The sequence below is a fragment of the Acinetobacter gyllenbergii CIP 110306 = MTCC 11365 genome (assembly GCF_000413855.1).
GTDB classification, from domain to species: Bacteria; Pseudomonadota; Gammaproteobacteria; order Pseudomonadales; family Moraxellaceae; genus Acinetobacter; species Acinetobacter gyllenbergii.
On record NZ_ATGG01000011.1, the window covers coordinates 152,737 to 171,341 of the forward strand.

Annotated in this window: 14 protein-coding genes; 11 read left to right on the forward strand and 3 right to left on the reverse strand. The window is 40.6% G+C overall.

Annotated elements, in window-relative coordinates:
• Positions 1-40: 40 nt before the first annotated feature.
• Positions 41-856, reverse strand: coding sequence for an IclR family transcriptional regulator PobR (gene pobR, locus F957_RS14205; protein ID WP_016540239.1), 816 nt, complete (start codon positions 854-856; stop codon positions 41-43).
• A 139-nt stretch (positions 857-995) separates the two neighbouring features.
• On the opposite strand from pobR, the gene pobA reads away from it, so the two are divergent.
• Positions 996-2,219 (forward strand): 4-hydroxybenzoate 3-monooxygenase, encoded by a 1,224-nt coding sequence (gene pobA, locus F957_RS14200; RefSeq protein WP_016540238.1) that lies wholly within the window; start codon positions 996-998, stop codon positions 2,217-2,219.
• A gap of 61 nt (positions 2,220-2,280) precedes the next feature.
• Here pobA and F957_RS14195 read toward each other — a convergent pair whose 3' ends face one another.
• On the reverse strand, positions 2,281-3,657 hold the full coding sequence (locus tag F957_RS14195) for an ABC1 kinase family protein (protein ID WP_016540237.1): 1,377 nt from the start codon (positions 3,655-3,657) through the stop codon (positions 2,281-2,283).
• A 195-nt stretch (positions 3,658-3,852) separates the two neighbouring features.
• A complete protein-coding gene (locus F957_RS14190) occupies positions 3,853-4,158 on the reverse strand; it encodes a hypothetical protein (protein WP_016540236.1) in 306 nt (101 codons plus the stop codon).
• Positions 4,159-4,323: 165 nt separating this feature from the next.
• Here F957_RS14190 and ybaK point away from each other — a divergent pair, with 165 nt between their 5' ends.
• The 10 genes from ybaK (at position 4,324) to F957_RS14140 (ending at position 18,582) form a co-directional block, all read left to right on the forward strand.
• Positions 4,324-4,791, forward strand: coding sequence for a Cys-tRNA(Pro) deacylase (gene ybaK, locus F957_RS14185; RefSeq protein WP_016540235.1), 468 nt, complete (start codon positions 4,324-4,326; stop codon positions 4,789-4,791).
• Between the two features lie 335 nt (positions 4,792-5,126).
• Complete coding sequence (locus F957_RS14180) at positions 5,127-6,911, forward strand: IucA/IucC family protein (RefSeq protein WP_016540234.1); 1,785 nt, start codon at positions 5,127-5,129, stop codon at positions 6,909-6,911.
• A complete protein-coding gene (locus F957_RS14175) occupies positions 6,904-8,385 on the forward strand; it encodes a lysine N(6)-hydroxylase/L-ornithine N(5)-oxygenase family protein (protein ID WP_016540233.1) in 1,482 nt (493 codons plus the stop codon). The genes F957_RS14180 and F957_RS14175 overlap by 8 nt, the downstream gene beginning before the upstream one ends.
• The gene (locus tag F957_RS14170; protein WP_016540232.1) at positions 8,382-10,199 is read left to right on the forward strand and encodes an IucA/IucC family protein; all 1,818 of its coding nucleotides are present in this window, start codon (positions 8,382-8,384) and stop codon (positions 10,197-10,199) included. The genes F957_RS14175 and F957_RS14170 overlap by 4 nt, the downstream gene beginning before the upstream one ends.
• A gap of 30 nt (positions 10,200-10,229) precedes the next feature.
• On the forward strand, positions 10,230-10,868 hold the full coding sequence (acbD, locus tag F957_RS14165) for an acinetoferrin biosynthesis acetyltransferase AcbD (RefSeq protein ID WP_016540231.1): 639 nt from the start codon (positions 10,230-10,232) through the stop codon (positions 10,866-10,868).
• The gene (locus tag F957_RS14160) at positions 10,865-11,236 is read left to right on the forward strand and encodes a hypothetical protein (protein ID WP_016540230.1); all 372 of its coding nucleotides are present in this window, start codon (positions 10,865-10,867) and stop codon (positions 11,234-11,236) included. The genes acbD and F957_RS14160 overlap by 4 nt, the downstream gene beginning before the upstream one ends.
• A complete protein-coding gene (locus F957_RS14155; RefSeq protein WP_016540229.1) occupies positions 11,233-12,483 on the forward strand; it encodes an MFS transporter in 1,251 nt (416 codons plus the stop codon). Before F957_RS14160 ends, F957_RS14155 begins: the two co-directional genes overlap by 4 nt.
• Before the next feature lie 9 nt (positions 12,484-12,492).
• Positions 12,493-14,751 (forward strand): TonB-dependent receptor, encoded by a 2,259-nt coding sequence (locus F957_RS14150; protein WP_016540228.1) that lies wholly within the window; start codon positions 12,493-12,495, stop codon positions 14,749-14,751.
• 112 nt (positions 14,752-14,863) lie between these two features.
• On the forward strand, positions 14,864-16,027 hold the full coding sequence (locus F957_RS14145; RefSeq protein ID WP_235716412.1) for an MFS transporter: 1,164 nt from the start codon (positions 14,864-14,866) through the stop codon (positions 16,025-16,027).
• Between the two features lie 281 nt (positions 16,028-16,308).
• Positions 16,309-18,582: a TonB-dependent receptor gene (locus F957_RS14140; RefSeq protein WP_016540226.1), complete on the forward strand. Its 2,274-nt coding sequence runs from the start codon at positions 16,309-16,311 to the stop codon at positions 18,580-18,582.
• The last annotated feature ends 23 nt before the right edge of the window (positions 18,583-18,605 follow it).

Consider the following 18,605-nt stretch of genomic DNA (forward strand, 5'->3'; position numbering starts at 1 on the left):
TCCTTCTGATTTGTCTCTAAAGCATTAGGGACAAATCCCTTTAAATTACATTACGTAGTTCATTGGCGGTGTTGCGCAGTAGCGGCAAAATCTGCTGGACTAAATAATCTTCTTGTACTCGGTTGGTCTGTGACATGCAGTTTAGCGCTGCAATCGCTTTTCCTTGGGCATTGATCACAGGTACAGCAATCGCAATCACACCGAGTTCGTGTTCTTCTTTGGATAGGCAGTGATCTGCTTCTGATATTGTTTTCAGTACCTCAAAAAACTTGATTTCGTCGGTTATTGTAAAAGGGGTTAAACGTCTTAAACCGAACCTTTTCACCCAGTCCCGTTGAGCTTGTTCAGATAACGCTGCTAATAATACTTTGCCTGTTGAGGTTGCATGTGCAGGTAAGCGATTGCCCAAATGCATACCATAAGGGCTGACACGAAGATTATCCTGTTGAGGCAGATAGCTACGAGCAATCGGGACTACCTCGTTATCATCTAGAACCACCAATGAAAAGGTTAATGTGGTTTGTGCAGATAAAAGATTCAGGAAAGATTGGGCAATTTTAGGCAGATGGGCTGAACTTAAATAAGAACTTGAGAAACGTAATACACGATGGGTGAGCCAGAAATAATGCTCATCTGTCTCTAAATAGCCTAGATATTTCAAAGTCTTAAGATAACGCCGTGCTGCTGTCCGACTGATTCCAGTCCGTTCAGCCACTTGAGTGACATTTAAACGTTGTCGATCAACCCCAAAAGCCTCCAGTAAAGCTAGGCCCTTTGCTAAACCTGCAATGTAGTCTTCCTGACGAATCTGTTCATATGAACTAGGGTGCTCTAATACAGCATCAACCTTAACCATGCTTCCATTCCTGTTATTGTGATGTTTTGTCCGATATTCGGACAAATGAAATGATAAACGGTTCTTTTCAACTTGGCTATCTCGTGCACACAACTTAAAAGCAGTAAGTTAAAAGACAGGAGATCACAAGGAAGATGTCATGGAAATTTTAACAACACAGGTCGCAATTATTGGTGCTGGTCCAGCCGGATTGTTACTTGGGCAGCTCCTATACCAAGCTGGTATTGAGCATATTATCGTGGAGCAGCGCAGTGCTGATTATGTCGCTTCACGGATACGCGCAGGTATCTTGGAACAAGTTTCTGTCGATTTACTTAAGCAGGCAGGTATCGATCAGCATTTAAAAGAGAAAGGATTACCGCATTCAGGCATTGAGATATTGACCAATGGCCATAAGCATCGAGTCGATTTATCTGCACTGACGGGCGGAAAGCAGGTCACCGTGTATGGTCAAACCGAAGTGACTAAAGATTTGATGGCTGCCCGAGAAGCTGCACACCTAAGATCCTTTTATGAAGCTCAAAATGTACAGATTAGCGATTTTTATCAAAAGCCTAAGGTGCAATTTGAATATCATGGTCAAACCATCCAGATCGAATCAGACTTTATTGCAGGTTGTGATGGCTATCATGGAATATGCCGAGCCAGTGTGCCTCAGGATAAAATCAAGACTTATGAGAAAGTATATCCATTTGGCTGGTTAGGCGTGTTAGCCGATGTGCCTCCTGTTGCCGATGAATTGATTTATGTCCAATCAGAACGTGGGTTTGCTTTATGCAGTATGCGTTCAGCAACGCGGAGCCGTTACTACTTGCAAGTGCCGATCAATGATCGAGTTGAAGATTGGTCAGATGAGAGGTTTTGGGAAGAGCTCAAATTGCGTTTAGATGCTGAAAGCCGAGAAAAGTTGCTAACAGGACCATCAATCGAAAAAAGTATCGCGCCACTACGCAGTTTTGTGACTGAACCCATGCGCTTCGGCAAGCTGTTTTTAGCCGGTGATGCGGCACATATTGTTCCACCAACGGGCGCAAAAGGGCTGAATCTTGCCGCTTCAGATATTGCTTATCTGTCAAGTGCATTGATTGAGTATTATGTCGAAGGTTCAGATCAGGGTATCCAAGAATATTCAGAAAAATGTTTACAACGAGTTTGGAAGGCTGAGCGTTTTTCTTGGTGGATGACCCACTTATTGCATCGCTTTGAAACAGAAACTGAGTTTGAACATAAGATTAAACAAGCCGAACTCAGTTATATCCTTGGCTCTACAGCGGGTAAGACGACCTTAGCAGAAAATTATGTGGGTTTACCCTATGAGAGTAAAAACATGACTGAGCAAGTCCATGTTTCAATTGCTCAATAGAGCAAATAAAAAAGGCCTGTCCAATGCGTTGGGCAGGCCTTTTAAATATTGAATAAGTAACTTATTCAGCAAATTGCGGAATCATTTTACGTACATTGGTCTTTGCTTCAATCACGGTCATAAAGGTATAAGCACCAATGAATTTGCGACTAATAAACATAAATTCTTTTGGAGGAATCGAGAAATAGCGTGACGCCATCGATTGCCCCGCCTGTTGCATTACACGATTATGCAGTTGGCTCTTTTTCCAGTCATAGCGATCTTGATCATCCATAATCCCTGTAGGCATATCTGGATTGTTGCTCGGGCAGCTAAATGCCTCTGTTGCAATCAGGAACACATCCGCCATACCAGGTTTAACACTTTCAGGCATGGCATCAAAAAATTCATAGCCTGTCATAGCTTTAACCATGGCATTTTTATCATGCTCATAACCTGCATGAATCAGATTGCGGGCTACGGTCAGTAAATTGTTATCAAATTGGCGAATTGCACCAAAGTCGAGTAGCACAATTTTATCTTTAACATCCTCACCGTTGCCTAAACGAACCAAGTAGTTACCAAAGTTCGGGTCAGTCTGCATTTCACCCCATTCAAATAGTTCACGCACTGCGATTTCTAAAGAGGCTTCGCCTAATCGGTTGCGACGCTCTTGAGGGAGGGAAAGCATTACTGGGCTATTGACTGGTACGCCACGCTCAAAAGTCATGCACAACACTTTCTCAGCGCAAAATTCCTCAATGATTTCAGGCACTACATAACGAGGATCATCTTTCAATCGCTCAGCAAAGCGACGTGTCGTTGCCGCTTCAATGCCATAATCGACTTCACGATGCATCATTTCACGAACTTCATCAAACCACTGATCAAACTCGCGGGTTTGAGGTACCATGCGAGTGAGCTTCAGCATGTTCTTAAACAGATTCATGTCGGAATCAATGGCTTCAGCAACACCTGGATACTGGATTTTCAGCACTAACTCTAAACCATCTGACTTACGGGTAGCACGATGGACTTGGGCAAGTGAGGCTGTTCCAATCGGTTCATGATCAATCGTCAGCTCATCGAGTTTCGAGCCCAGTTGATCTTGTAAGTGCGTTTTAATTGCAGGCCAAGCCAAGGCAACAGTTTGGTTGTTGAGTGTATTTAAGGCTTGTGTGATTTCTTCAGGTAAAAAATGTTCGCCGTAAAGCGCCATCATTTGCCCAATCTTGACGATTGAACCTTTTAATTTCCCAATTTCAGAAACTAAATAGTGCGCCTGTTCAGCCATGGCTTTTTTACGTTTCTTCTCTTTTTCTTCTTCACTAGAAAATAGGGAAGTAGCACTTGCAGTTGCCCAACGTGTTCCAGCAAGTAAAGAAGCTTTTGCAATAGATAAGCGACGATCCACCGATGAGGTTTTTAGATTCTTAAGCTTATCGTTCTGATCTGACATGAAAGAAAAGTCCTATGCTGAAATCGGAGGGTTGAAAGCCGAGACTTGAATTGTAGCGGATATTACAGCTTTTGAACGTATTAAAATAGTTCAATCTCTTGAATTATCAGTCTAAATTTGTGCAATAAGAGCAACTACTCTTAAATAGCCTAAGTAAAAATTTCGTATTTACGTGATCTTTACTATACATATGTCCTAAATTTTAAACTGAATTTTGAGTGAAGACTTTCGCATTAAAGCCGCTCTGTTGCTATGGATATGTTTCACTAACATTCGCTTAACCTGACTATGATGAAAGCCAACCGCATAAGCTTTGACAATAATAATACTGGGGAGCGTAAAGAAAAAATACTTGGTGTCGTCTAAAGTCGCATCTCTGAAAATGCCTTCTTCAATAAGCATCTCTCTGAGAAATTGTTTTTCAGCTTGTACTGTGCTGGATGATTCATCATCCCAATAATTCTGACGCATTGCCATCAAATTATTATGCTTATAACTCATAGAACCATTGAGCCTGTTTATTTCACCGTTAGCCAATATATGAGGTTGCTAGGGTATTTATCAAGAATAGATTTATATCAAAAATAGCCTAAGCAAATTTAAACCTTTATTTAAAAATGATACACTTATCTAACTGCTAAACTTAGACAAAAATACCGAATTGTTATGACACCTGCTTGTAAACTATTGGAAAAAAATAAAATATCATTTTCTATTCATGAGTATGAACATGATGTAAATGCAAAAAGTTTCGGACTGGAAGCAGCAGAAAAACTCAATTTAAAGGTGGAAGAAGTTTTTAAAACCTTAATGGTGACCGACGAAAAGAATTATTTCATTGCAGTTCTACCAGTGAATCACCAACTCAATCTAAAAAAAGTGGCGACAGCAGTAGGCTGTAAGAAACTACAAATGGCCAATCCTAAAGATGCTGAGCGCCTAACAGGTTATCTGGTAGGGGGGATTAGCCCATTAGGACAAAAGAAACGTCTTAAGACCGTTATTGATGCGACGGCGAAAGCGTTTGATAAAATTTATGTCAGTGGTGGGAGAAGAGGGCTGGACATTGGTGTTGACCCGCAGGATTTAGCAACATTGCTTGGCGCAGGATTCTTTGATCTTTTAGACAAATAAAATAAAAGCTGTAGACAATGTAATTATTAAGATACTGTTATTTCTATGTTTTTATAAATCTATAAAAGCTATTGCCAATACAAAAATTATCATTTTATTTAATGAGAATTATTATTATCTTTTTGTATCTTTATTAAGCTAAATCAATATTTAAAACAATTTAATTCAATAGCTTATATCATTTATTTCAGGTTCTTTTATGGAATTGAAATAGTAAATGATAATAATTATCATTAGTTCCATCTTAATCGCAAACTCCCTTGTGCTTAAGATATGTTTCAGGCCTAAAACATTTCGAAAAACAAATTAACTCTCTTGAAAGAGGATACCGTCAGATGCAATCACTTGCCAATCGGTTGGCGATGCAACATTTCGTCAATGCATATACGCAAGAAACTGGCAAAGGTCACTTGCTAGATAACAGTCAGCAAAGTCCACAACAACAAGCGTTAAGCCAAGGTTTGACGCTGTTATCAATCCCTATCCATTCTATTCAAGCGCAATGTAATTTCCCTTTATCTTATGTCAGTCGAGTCGGGCGACATCGTTTAGCAGATCTTCCACAAATTATTATCCATGGACAAGTCAAACCATTTAGTACAGTTGCAATCGTCGGGTTATTGCTTGAGGAATTGGTTTTTGAGTCCTCTATTCCATTAGATGCAGCTTCTTTGCTGGAGAAGTGGATTCAGAGCCGTGATGCATTGCAACAGTTTTTAGCACAGCGTGAAGCTGATTTTGATGACTTAGTCAAAGCAGGCCAGAGTTTTATTGAAACCGAGCAGGCGCTTATTCTAGGGCATAGTATGCATCCAGCGCCGAAAAGTAGAACCGGTTTTGTGCATGAGGATTGGTTAAAGTTCTCACCTGAACACAAAGGCAAGACTCAATTGCATTATTGGTTAGTGCATCAGGACTATATTTCAGAAGGCAGCGCTACGGATGAAAGTATTTCAGTCCAATTAAAAACAGCGTTACAGTGGTATTTGTCTGAAAATGATCTCAATCTGCTCAAGACCCACACCGAATATAAATTACTCCCATTACATCCTTGGCAAGCCCGTTATTTGCAAAGTAAGCCTTGGTTTGAACGTTTAAAACAAACGGGGCAGTTAATTGATGTAGGCTTACGAGGCTGGCAATTTTCTCCAACCACTTCAATCCGAACACTGGCGAGTTTTAATGCGCCGTGGATGGTAAAACCATCACTTTCGGTGATGATCACCAACTCGATTCGGGTGAACTTAGCCAAAGAATGCCACCGTGGTGAGTTAACCCACCGTCTATGGCACAGTGAGTTTGGTCAGAATATTTTAAAGCAATGCCCAAGCTTAAAAGCGGTGAATGATCCAGCATGGATTGCTTTAAAAATTGATGATGAAGTGGTGAATGAAAGTATCTGTATTTTCCGCGATCAGCCATTCCATCCGCATCAGCAAGTGACATGTATTGCATCCTTATGTCAGGATCATCCAGATAAGCCTTTAAATCGTTTTAATGCCTTATTCGCAAAAATTGCAAAAGCACATCATGAAACCGATTTTTCAGAAATTGCTCTGGATTGGTTTAACCGCTTCCTTGAAGTCAGTTTGCAACCGTTGATGTATCTATACCATCGTTATGGCATGGCTTTTGAGTCGCATCAGCAGAATGTGCTGTTGGAGTTAGAGAATCATTTCCCTAAAACCTTATGGTTACGTGATAACCAAGGTTTTTATTATATTGAAGAGTTTGCAACCGAAATTCTGCAAGCACTGCCTGAACTGAAAGAAAAAGCATTTGCCGTTGGCCCTAAAGATTTCGTGGATGAACGTTTTAGTTATTATTTCTTTGGTAATACCTTGTTTGGCATTATTAATGCCATTGGCGCAACAGGCTATATTACTGAAGATGAATTGCTCGAACATCTAACAAGTTTCTTGCAGGAGCAATTGCAGCAATATCCAGACAGTACCTTGTTGCAGGGATTATTGTTTAATTCAACACTGCCTTATAAAGGTAATTTGCTCACACGTTTGCATGAGTTAGATGAGCTCATCGCACCAGTTGAAAATCAATCTGTCTATGTGCAACTGCCAAATCCGCTGCGTATTTCACAGAAGGATGTCAGTTATGCTTGATTTTATTGGAATTGGTCTAGGACCATTTAATCTGAGTCTGGCCAGCCTGCTACATAATAAAAGTACACTGAACTATGCAATTTTCGAGCAGAAAGCTCAGTTTGACTGGCATGCAGGAATGCAGTTACCCAACACTGTATTGCAAGTGCCGTTTATGGCCGATCTGGTGTCAATGGTTGATCCAACCAGCCCTTTTAGCTTTTTGAATTATCTGCGTCATCAGCAGCGTTTATATAAGTTTTACTTTTTAGAACAGCCGCATATTCCACGCTGTGAATATAACCACTATTGCCAATGGGTTGCAGAGCAATTGGATTGTATTGAATACCAATCTCGTGTTCTGAAGATTGAACCTCAAACCATTGGCTTTAAAGTTGTGGTGGAATCGGAAGGTGTTCAGCACAGTTATTTATGCCGTCATCTGGTCATCGGAAGCGGTAATGTGCCTCACTTGCCTGAATGTTTGACCAAAGTACAGCAACAGCAACCACAAAAATGTCTGCATTCTGCGCAATATATGACGCATGCCGATACAGATTTACACGGCGATGTGGTGGTACTTGGTTCAGGGCAATCTGCTGCCGAAGTCTTTATTGATCTGTTTGATGAGCAGCAAGATACAGCCAATCATCAGTTCGACCTACACTGGTTTACGCGTTCTCAGGGCTTCTTCCCAATGGAATATGCGCCATTAGGACTGGAGCATTTTAGCCCAGATTATGCACAGCATTTTTATACTTTACCAACTGAGAAGAAAGAACAGCAATTGCAGCAGCAGTCTTTGTTATACAAGGGCATTAGTGCAAAGACCATCCGTGAAATCTATCAAAAATTGTATCACCGTAGCATTGCGGGTCAAAGTTTGCAGACACATTTACATAGCCAATGTGATTTGAAAGATGCAGAAGTATTAGATGCGCAAAAAATTCGGCTGCATTTCCAACATCGTGCCACGGCACAGGCTTTCCACTTAGATTGTGATTTCCTGATTGCTGCAACAGGTTACGTTACGCCTGACTTTGACTTTATGCAGTTGCTGAAACCTTATATTGAATTTGATCATAAACAACGTTGGCAAATCACAGCAGACTATCGTGTCGTACATCATCTGAATGGCCATATTTTTGTTCAAAATCAAGAAATGCATAGCCATGGTGTCGGTACACCAGACTTAGGGCTGGGTGCTTATCGTGCAGCGACAATTATCAATCAATTGCTTGGTGAGCCACTTTATGAACTTGCTCAGCAGGCGCAAACCTTCCAGCATTTTGAAATCACTCAAAATCCTAAAATCCAAATGGTAGATGACCAAGCGCTGCCAGAAGATGCTGTTTCTGGAAAAGTTGTGAACAAAAAACACTCTATTTTAAAGAAAACAGAACAGAACACGATTACGGCACATTCAAATAGTCGCTGTGCAAATACACGGGCACAAAATGCTTCTGTACATTCAACTTATGAGAAATTGATATGAACTTTGCAACTTTAAAAATTAATCAGCAGCAATGGCGTGCCGCTGGGCAGCGTCTCATTGAAATGGCGATTGCAGAGTTTCTATATGAAGAAATTATTGAAGTGAAAGCCATATCAGCAGGACGTTATCAGTTAGATCTGGGCAATCGTCAGTATGAGTTTCAAGGCCATCAATATTTGTTAGGGCACTGGAATATTCAGGACGGCTCGGTACGTGATGTAAGCAAGGGTCAGCAGAGTGACCAACCTGCCTGGAATTTACATGAGTTTATTGTTGCGATGGCTGACAGTTCCAATGTAAAGCCATTCACCAAAGCGTATTTGATTAAGGAAATGAATAATACTTGGTTGGCAGAAGCACATCTGTTTAATGAAGCACGCCTACCAAGCACTGCAGTACTGACTGAACCACATTATAAAGTTGAAGGGATGTTGCGTGGTCACCCTTGGTTGATTATGAGTAAAGGCCGCATGGGCTTTGGTTATGATGATTATCTGACGTCGGCACCTGAACTCTCACCAGAAGTCAAAGTACTCTGGTTGGCTGTACATCGTGATCTAGCAGAATTCCGCAGTACAGAACAATGGGATGCTTGTGGTTTATATCAACATGAATTTGATGCCAATGAGCTGCAACAGTTCATCCAAATTTTGAAAGAAAAGAATTTAGATCCGCAAAATTACTTTTTGATTCCTGTACATGCTTGGCAATGGCATCAATGGCTGGTTCCAACCTATGCCAATGAAATTGTCGACCAGAAAATCATTGAGCTCAACATTAGCCAAGACAGCTATGTGCCAATGCAGTCTATTCGCACATTGTGCAATACATCAAACCTACAACGTCATTACATTAAACTGCCAGTCAGTATTTTTAATACCGCTGTTTATCGTGGACTACCATCAAAACGTAATCTTGCTGCGCCAGCTGTAACTGGATGGTTAAAGCAAATCCATCAGCAAGATCAAGACCTGCAGAAGACTGGTGTGGTTTTCTTGGGTGAAGTTGCAACTTTAACCATTCACCAGCCATGTTTTGACCGAATTGAAGGTGCACCTTACCAATTTAAAGAGTTATTTGGCTGTTTATGGCGTGAGAGTGTCGATCGCTATGTTGATCCATCACAGCAAGTCCTCTCTCAAGCAGCCTTATTGCATCGGGATATTTCAGGTCAATCAATCCTGAGCGTACTGATTCAAGCATCAGGTCTAAGTCCTTTGACATGGTTGGCGCAGTTTGCCCAAGTGTGTTTAAGCCCGTTATTACTGTGTCTGTATCGCTATGGCTTAGCTTTTTCACCGCATGGTGAAAATACCATGTTGGTACATGAAAATGGTGTGCCAAAAGCATTGGTATTAAAAGACTTTATTGATGACATCAATTTGGTGGATGAAGATTTCCCTGAGTTGGCTCAATTGCCATCTGAAGGTGATTTGTTACTGCGTCATGATGCTGCCGATTTAAGTCATTTTATTTTCACTGGTCTATTCATGGTGCATTACCGCTATATCTGTAATGTGTTCTTGCAAGATTACCCAGAATATTCAGAACAGGATTTCTGGCAGACCATTTCCAACACCATTGTTGAGTTTAACCAACGACATCCCGAGTTGGCTGAACGTGCTGAAAAGTTTGCCATGTTGCGCCCAACCTACACCAAAATCTGTTTGAACCGTGTTCGCTTATTTACCACAAGTTATAACGATGAAGCAGAGCGTCCAGTGCCTGTATTCCTCGATCCAATCCCGAACCCAGTCAGCCCTGAAACATTGGCTGAATGGTCGATTCAGCAAACTGAATCGAAAGCGGGTTAAGTCTTCTTCTAAATTTTATAAAGGTTCGATATGAAAACAATTTCTCAGCAATTACCTGACTACTTTGAATACCACGAAGATGGAACACAGTATTACTTACGTCAAGTGCAATATCCACAAGATATTCCTTTGCTGCATCAATGGATGCATGAACCGCATGTCATTCCACAATGGCAATTGAATAAATCAGAGTTAGATCTACAAGTTTACTTCGACAAAATGCTAGCAGATGACCATCAACGTTTGTTGATTGTGGGCGTGGATGGCAAAGATGTGGGATATACCGAAATCTATGAAGGTAAACGTGATCGTTTAGGCCGTTATTACCAAGGTGATGACAATGATCTCGGTTGGCATTTGCTATTTGGCGATAAATCTGTGTTTGGCAAAGGCTTTTTACGTCCAACCATTCGCTTACTGAGTTTCTATATTTTTGAACATTCACAAGCGAAAAAAATCGTGGGTGAACCAGACCATACGGTTAAACCTTATGCTGCTGTGGTCGCAGAACTTTGCTACGAAACTCAACGTTTAATTCCGATGCCAGAAAAAACGGCAATGCTGTATTACTGCTTTAGAGAAACTTTTTATAACAAGTTTGGTGAATATTACCAAACCTCACAACAACAGCTAGCTGATCAGCCAGCCAAAATACTGAGTGTTACATGAGCTTATCCATCAATGAGATGCACATCTTGGACATGCGCTTTGCCGCGCATGTCTCAGTGGCCGAATTTGAGCAATGGTTAACGCATATTCAACAATATTTCGAACAAAAAAGAAGTTTTGTGCTGATTATGCAAACCGAGCCGAACACTGAATTTCCTGAAGAATATCGGGTGATTCAGGGGAAATGGTACAAACAATATAAACAAGATTTTTATCAATATTGTTTAGGCCTTGCTCGCATTGCCCAAGATGAAGCAGATCGTATTCGATTAGACACGCCAGCTTTGCAAAAAGCCTGGCATGTTCCTTATTTTGTCAGTTTAGAAAAGACCGATGCCGTGCAATGGGCGATGCAGAGGTACTTATGAATCAACAAATAAAACCTGACCAAGATTTTCCAATCAAAACAGTCTCTGCACTGAGTCTATCTGTAGTGGTGGTGTTGTACCTTGCACATGCATTACCGCTGTATTTTTACAATGTTGCCTTACCTGCGATTTTACGTCATCAAGGGGTCGATCTACGCTGGATTGGCATGTTGTCATTGCTGTATATCCCATGGGCATTTAAGTTTTTTTGGGCGCCCTTAATTGATCGTTTTTATTTTAAGGCGCTCGGTAAACGTAAGACTTGGCTTTTATTTACTCAAATTGCCTTGGTATTAGGTGTCGTTGCCTTGGCTTTGACTCAATTCGATTACGGTCTAAGTATCTTTGTCATTGTCGGTTTATGGATTTCAACCTTTGCCGCAACCCAAGATATTGCGATAGATGGTTATACCGTTGAAACCTTTTCTGAATCCGAATATCGCCTAGGCAGTATGGCGCAAAGTATTGGTGTGGCACTGGGCAGTATGATTGGTGGTGCTGCAACTTTGTGGCTGTATCAATTGTATGGTTGGCAAACTGCACTGATCTGTTTAGCTGCTATGACAGCACTGACCATGTTGGCGGTGTTTCAAATCAAAGAAAAATCGAATACAGAAAAAATTGCCAAACAAGCGCCGAGTTTGATTCGAGCATTTAAACGTCCAGAAATGTTATGGGCTTTGGCGTTGATAGTTTGTTATCGCGTGGTTGAAGCGCCAGCAATGGCCATGCTAAATCCGATGTTGATTGATCAAAAATGGTCATTGGCAGAGATTGGTGTACTGATGTCTGTGATTGGCGCGGGCATTGGTTTATTGGCCGCAGTAACAGCCGCATTCCTGTTAAAAAAAATTGCAGCAACACAATTGCTGATTTGGGCTGGTTGGGCACGCAGTTTGGTCTATCTGTTACTTGGCGTAGCCGTTTTACTTAGTTGGTTTAACCAATGGCATATGTTATTGGGGCTATTTGTTGTGGTTATTTTGGCGATTCGCTATATCGCGATGACCGCTTTATATGCTCACTTCATGCATACCAGCTCTAAGGAACAAGCTGGAACAGACTTTACCATTTTGGTCTGTTTTGAGCTGCTGGTTTATTTCATTGGCGGTGCAATGTCTGGTTTCTTGGCCAAAGCCTTTGGTTATGGAAATTTCTATCTCATTTTAGCGGCAGCATCTGTGTTGAGCGTTTTGCTCAGCCAAGTGTTAATCCATAAAGCAAAACAAACGGAACAACTCACCTAGGGGTAATTTATGAAAGTACGTTCACTTTCAACATCATTAACGCTGTTAAGCTTAGCAATCAGTACTCAGCTATATGCTCAAACAGTTGAAACAGATGCATCTGTTCAAACGACTGCTGCTGTAACAAGTCAGAAACCAACACAACTTGCACCTATTGTGGTGACAGCATCGCGTTCAGCACAAAGTATTGCTGAAATTGCAGGAACAGTTCAGGCCATTGAGCAAAAACAGATTGAACAACAATCAGCTGCGGGACGTAAACTGGCTGATATTTTGGCGCAATTAGTACCGTCTTTAAGCCCAAGTAGTGGTACAACAACCAACTACGGTCAAACCATGCGCGGCCGTCAGGTGCTGATATTAATTGATGGTGTAGCACAAACAGGATCGCGAGACGCATCACGTCAATTAAATAGTATCAGCCCTGATTCAATTGAGCGTGTCGAGGTTGTTTCTGGTGCAAGCAGTATTTATGGTTCTGGTGCAACGGGTGGGATCATTAACATCATTACTAAAAAGGGTGCTGGTGATGGCTTAAACTTTGAGTCAAAACTCGGTGTAACCTCTGGTGATAATTTTAAAAATGATGCCTTAGCCTATGAAGCATATCAATCAGTTGCTTTTAACCAAGGGGATTGGAATGGTTTCCTTGGAGCTGGTTATACCAAGCGTGGTGAAATTCAAGACAGTCATGGCAATCGAATTGGACCAGAAATCGCACAGACCGACCGCCAAGATACAGAAACTGTTGATGTCAATGGACGTTTAAGCTGGCAATTTACAGATAAACAGAAGTTAAGTGTTGGTGCACAATATTATGACGATAAACAAGACTCTGATTACGGTCCTGATTATGGCCCTAATTTTGCAGTTTTAAGGGGTAATGCTCCTAGCTTAAAAGCTTTAAAAGGTTTTGAAATTGACGATCAACCATTTACTAAACGCTACGCAGTTAATGCTCAGTATCAAAATACTGACTTATTGGGTCAAGAACTGAATGTAGAAGCGTATTATCGTAATGAGAAAGCGCGTTTTTATCCAACGGTACTCAGTAACTTTATCCCAGCAGGGTACTACTTAGCCTATCAATCAGAGTCTGATATTGATGTCGCTGGGATACGTGCCGCAATGACATCAAAGCTTAATCTTGCAGATCGTGATTTAAAGTTGACTTATGGTATCGATTATGACCATGAAAAAGATAAGCAAGTAGCTGACTTATATAGTTTTACTAACAATGGCCTGAAATATAATAATACAGGACGTACCTATGATTTTGGCCCAGATGCGACCATCAAAAATTTAGGTGCATTTATTCAAGGGAATTATGACTTAACTGATGCATTAAATGTACAGGCAGGTCTGCGTTATCAACGTATTGAAAGTGATACCACAGCATTTAAGCCCACAGTCGCAGCCATTCAAGGGGATATCACGGGCCAACCCGTCGGTACAGTCACAGCGGGCTCTGTAAAACATGATAAGACATTGTTTAATTTAGGGGCAGTTTATAAATTAAATGATCAGCAACAAGTATTTGCCAATTTCTCACAAGGTTTTAGTTTACCTGATATTCAACGCGTATTACGCGATGTCTCAGCAGGTTATGTCGTTCGCTCAGGTAATGTCGATCCAATTACGGTCAACAACTATGAACTTGGTTGGAGATTTCAAAACGACCTTGGCGCAAATTTAGGTTTAACCACGTTCTATAATACATCAGATAAAGTGGTTCAATTTAAAGCGGATCGTTCAGTCACTGTTGCAGATACAGATCAACGAATTTACGGCGTTGAAGCGAATGCGAGTATGCCGATTCTAGATCAATTCAATGTTGGTGGAACAATAGCCTATACGCGTGGACAATTTAAGGATGCGGGTGGTTCTTGGCGTGAACTGAATGCCTTACAAGTTTCACCAGTCAAAGGTACATTGTTTGGTGAATGGAACGATGACAAAGGCAATGGTCTAAGAGTGCAGATGTTAGCTGTGAAGGGAACGGATAAAGCATATGAAGATTCTCTAAAGGCGAAATATGATACCAATGTTCGCCCAAATGCAGCGACTAAGATCAAAGGCTATGCTGTTATGGATGTGATTGCCAATGCGAAAGCTGGTCCAGGAACGTTAGGCTTTGGTGTCTATAACGTTTGGAATACGGAATATAAAACTGTATTTAGTCAAGCAGCTGAAGCAGTATATGGTCCTATCTCTAGCCTGCCTGCACAAGGTCGTACTTATGGTTTGAGCTATACTCTCAAATACTAATCCAATCAAAAAGGCATCTGTTTAGATGCCTTTTCTTTTGATGATTTTGATGATGAACAATAATCTAAAATTTTTAGCTTTAGCTGCTTTGATCAATGGAACTTGTTTTTCCATGATTCTCCCTTTATTGGCTCCACTGACTCGTCAATTACATTTATCTGAATTCCAAGGTGGTGTGATTGTCTCAGCAGGGGCAATCTGTATGGCATTAGCATCGATTTGGATTGCGAAAAATAAAAGCAATCAGTCTCCTAAGCAACTCGTCAATTATGGTTTTTGGGGAATGACTTTTACTTGGGCTATTTTTACCCTGATTCTGTATTTTGGAACAAAGGCCATTTTACCGACACTATTGATTTTTATTTTGCTGGTACTGAGTCGTGCTTCTACAGGCATTTTTATGGCTTTGCCACAAATTGGTCTGCAAAGCTATGTAATGACACATGCGAGTGAAGCCGCTGATCGTAGCAAACAGATGGCTATGTTTGGCGCAATGAATAGTTTTGGCATGATTGTAGGTCCATTTGCAACCTCTGTTTTATTATTTGGCGGTTTACTTTTTCCGATGTGGATTGCAGTGGCCTTACTGGGTTTGGTGAGTATTGCGCTTAGCATCCTGTTTAGTAAAATCCCAAAAAGCCAAACTGATAGCTCTAAGTTTGAACAAGAAGAAAAGAGTACCACCGAGCATGAGTCGATTCTCAAACAAAGTTTTATTTGGTTAGTTCTTGGTTTTGCGACATATGTTGCGATTGTGACCTTGAATATGACGGCTGGTTTTTATATTCAGGATCGGTTTTATCTCAGTAGCCAACAAAGTGCGATTTATTTCTCTCAATGTATGTTAGTGGTTGGAGTCTGTCTGGTACTGACGCAGCTTTTAATTGTGAAAGTCTTACAACTTAAATTAAATAGTTTAGTGATTATTGGTTTAGTCACCATGTGTTTTGGCTTATTACTTTCACTCTATGCACCTACAATTTTTGTATTTCAGGCCAGTTATATTTTTTATGGGGTTTCTGTGGCATGTTTATTACCAGCATTTACCACAGGCGCTGCTCAGGCCGTATCACAACAATCACAAGTTAAAATGGCAAGTTTTTGTACGGCAACACAGGCATTGGGTTTAATTGTTGGTCCCTTACTGAGTACATTCCTGTACCGTTTTAACACTCATTTTCCATTTTATTTACTCTTATTTTTAATGTTATTCATTGGATTGTACTTTTGCTGGTTTTTTATACGCCAACAACAAAAGTATCTTTTAGTCGAGTAAATGAGTCAATAATGTCTATTTTCGTATTTGTCGGGCAAATACCGCTATTTAACGTTTTATTCATGCTTGGCTGATCATTGTGATGCAAAAGGTTTGTTGTTTATAAGATTGATGCAACCATTTAAATAGATTTAGCAGGGTGGTGATATTAACAACTTAACAAAATGAATATAGATAAGACATCTTTTTTAAAATGATTCTCATTATTATTTTTATTTAGTATTATAGCCTGCCTTTTGGATGTTTTTTGAGTGATATTCGGGTCTTGGAGAAAAGAGAAAATGACAGCCAATAATGAGTTTAGGGCAAAATCAGCCCTGTTTAAAATGACACCATGTTATCTTGCTGTTATGGCAATGTTTGTACAACATGCGAATGCAGAAAATGCTGCTGCAGTTGAGTCATCACAGAAACCTGTCGCACAGTTAGAAAAAATTGTTGTGACTGCAACCCGTACACCGAAGAATATTGCAGAAATTGCAGGGACAGTACAGACCATTGACCAAGCACAGATTGCACAGCAAGCCATAGCAGGGCGAAAAGTTGCAGATGTACTGGCACAACTTGTTCCATCACTCGCACCAAGCAGCGGTAATACCAGTAATTATGGTCAAACCATGCGTGGGCGCAATGTTTTGGTAATGATTGATGGTGTTTCACAAACAGGTTCACGAGATGTTTCGCGTCAGCTAAATAGTATTAGTCCAAGCATGATTGAGCGTATTGAGATTATCTCAGGGGCGACCAGTATTTATGGCTCTGGCGCAACGGGTGGTATTATTAATATTATTACCAAACGTGCGGACACCTCAAAACCGTTGAGCTTTGAATCTAAAGTTGGGATTACTTCTTCGGATACATTTAGAGGTGATGGTTTAGCATATGAAGTGGGGCAATCGGTTTCATTTAGTCAAGGCAATGTGGATGGTTTTTTAGGCGCAAACTTTACCAGTCGTGGTTCTCAGTTTGATGGGAATGGGGATCGAATTTCTTTAAGTCCTTGGCAAGGTAGCACCATGGATACGGATACCCTCGATGTAAATGGACGTTTGAATTTCAATCTAACAGATAAACAAAGCCTAAGCTTTGGCGCACAATATTATAAAGACAAACAAGATACAGATTACGGCCCTGATTATTCATACTTACCGACAACGGGGACAAGTAATGACATGGGAGCCCCAAGCTATAAAGCAATTAAAGGCTTGAAATTGAGTGATCATCTATTTACTGAACGCTATGCAGTAAATTCGCAGTACCAAAATCAAGATTTTTTAGGCCAAGTACTCAATGTTGAAGCTTACTACCGTAATGAGAAAGCAAGATTTTTCCCTTATGGTTTAACAACCAAAGCTGTAACTTCAGTGAATCAATCTCAATCAGAAGTTAAAGTTGCGGGTTTACGATCAACCATGCAGTCAGACTTTAATATTGCAGATAGAGAGCTAAAACTGACCTATGGCCTCGACTATGATTGGGAAAAAGACGAGCAGTATATTGATATCTTGGCGACGAAATACCCATATTTAGTTTATACGCCAACTGGTGTACGCAAAGGATACGGTCCTAACACCGAAATTCAAAATATTGGCACCTTTGTACAAGGTGACTTTGCTGTGAATGACCAATTGAATATTCAAGCAGGTATTCGCTATCAATATATTCAAGCAGATACTGATGCTTATATTCCAAGCCGTGAGTCTGTAACAGTCCCTGCAGATTCAACACATGACGATAAACCGCTATTTAATTTAGGTGCGGTTTATAAGCTCAACGATACTCAGCAAGTTTATGCTAACTTTTCTCAAGGTTTTAGCTTTCCAGATGTACAGCGTATGCTCCGTGACGTATCAACCTACACGGTTTCAACATCAAACCTTCAGCCGATTACGGTAAATAGTTATGAGTTAGGTTGGCGTTTAAATCAGGATGATGGTTTCAACCTTGCTTTAACTGGTTTTTATAATACCTCTGATAAAACGGTACAATTTAATAACCGAGCAGCAAAAATTGTAGACACTGATCAACGTGTATATGGAGCAGAAGCAACCCTAAGTTATCCATTTATGGACAGCTACAAGGTTGGTGGTACTTTGGGATATACTCGTGGTCAATATAAAGATGCAGCAAATCAATGGCATGAACTCAATTCATTTGCAGTTTCTCCAATCAAAGGAACGTTATTTGCTGAATGGGACAACAATGAAGGTTATGGTGTTCGCGTTCAGATGCAAGCAATCAAAGGAAGCAACAAGGCTTATAATGATGATCGTGAACTTGTTGCTCGTGCGAATGCAAGCCAAGATACCGCATTCCAAGCTGCTGTTAAAGCAGATGCGAATAGTGCAGCAAAAATTAAAGGCTATGCGACTATGGATGTATTAGGACATGTTCCTGTCTGGAAAGGCCGCGTAGATTTTGGTGTATATAATGTTTGGGGCCTTCAATATAATACTGTATTCGCACAACAAGCTGCAGTATCAAATGGCAATCCATTACTTGCGATTCCAGCTGAAGGTCGTACCTATGGTCTAAGCTATACTTTTAACTATTAACTAATTGATATCAAAAAATATCC

What these genes read in the sequence shown, in the direction of transcription:
- F957_RS14195 (WP_016540237.1), bottom strand. Translation starts at nt 3,657, where the DNA reads ATGTCAGATCAGAACGATAAGCTTAAGAATCTAAAAACCTCATCGGTG.
- pobR (WP_016540239.1), bottom strand. Translation starts at nt 856, where the DNA reads ATGGTTAAGGTTGATGCTGTATTAGAGCACCCTAGTTCATATGAACAG.
- F957_RS14190 (WP_016540236.1), bottom strand. Translation starts at nt 4,158, where the DNA reads ATGAGTTATAAGCATAATAATTTGATGGCAATGCGTCAGAATTATTGG.
- F957_RS14160 (WP_016540230.1), top strand. Translation starts at nt 10,865, where the DNA reads ATGAGCTTATCCATCAATGAGATGCACATCTTGGACATGCGCTTTGCC.
- F957_RS14150 (WP_016540228.1), top strand. Translation starts at nt 12,493, where the DNA reads ATGAAAGTACGTTCACTTTCAACATCATTAACGCTGTTAAGCTTAGCA.
- F957_RS14175 (WP_016540233.1), top strand. Translation starts at nt 6,904, where the DNA reads ATGCTTGATTTTATTGGAATTGGTCTAGGACCATTTAATCTGAGTCTG.
- F957_RS14155 (WP_016540229.1), top strand. Translation starts at nt 11,233, where the DNA reads ATGAATCAACAAATAAAACCTGACCAAGATTTTCCAATCAAAACAGTC.
- acbD (WP_016540231.1), top strand. Translation starts at nt 10,230, where the DNA reads ATGAAAACAATTTCTCAGCAATTACCTGACTACTTTGAATACCACGAA.
- F957_RS14145 (WP_235716412.1), top strand. Translation starts at nt 14,864, where the DNA reads ATGATTCTCCCTTTATTGGCTCCACTGACTCGTCAATTACATTTATCT.
- pobA (WP_016540238.1), top strand. Translation starts at nt 996, where the DNA reads ATGGAAATTTTAACAACACAGGTCGCAATTATTGGTGCTGGTCCAGCC.
- F957_RS14180 (WP_016540234.1), top strand. Translation starts at nt 5,127, where the DNA reads ATGCAATCACTTGCCAATCGGTTGGCGATGCAACATTTCGTCAATGCA.
- ybaK (WP_016540235.1), top strand. Translation starts at nt 4,324, where the DNA reads ATGACACCTGCTTGTAAACTATTGGAAAAAAATAAAATATCATTTTCT.
- F957_RS14140 (WP_016540226.1), top strand. Translation starts at nt 16,309, where the DNA reads ATGACAGCCAATAATGAGTTTAGGGCAAAATCAGCCCTGTTTAAAATG.
- F957_RS14170 (WP_016540232.1), top strand. Translation starts at nt 8,382, where the DNA reads ATGAACTTTGCAACTTTAAAAATTAATCAGCAGCAATGGCGTGCCGCT.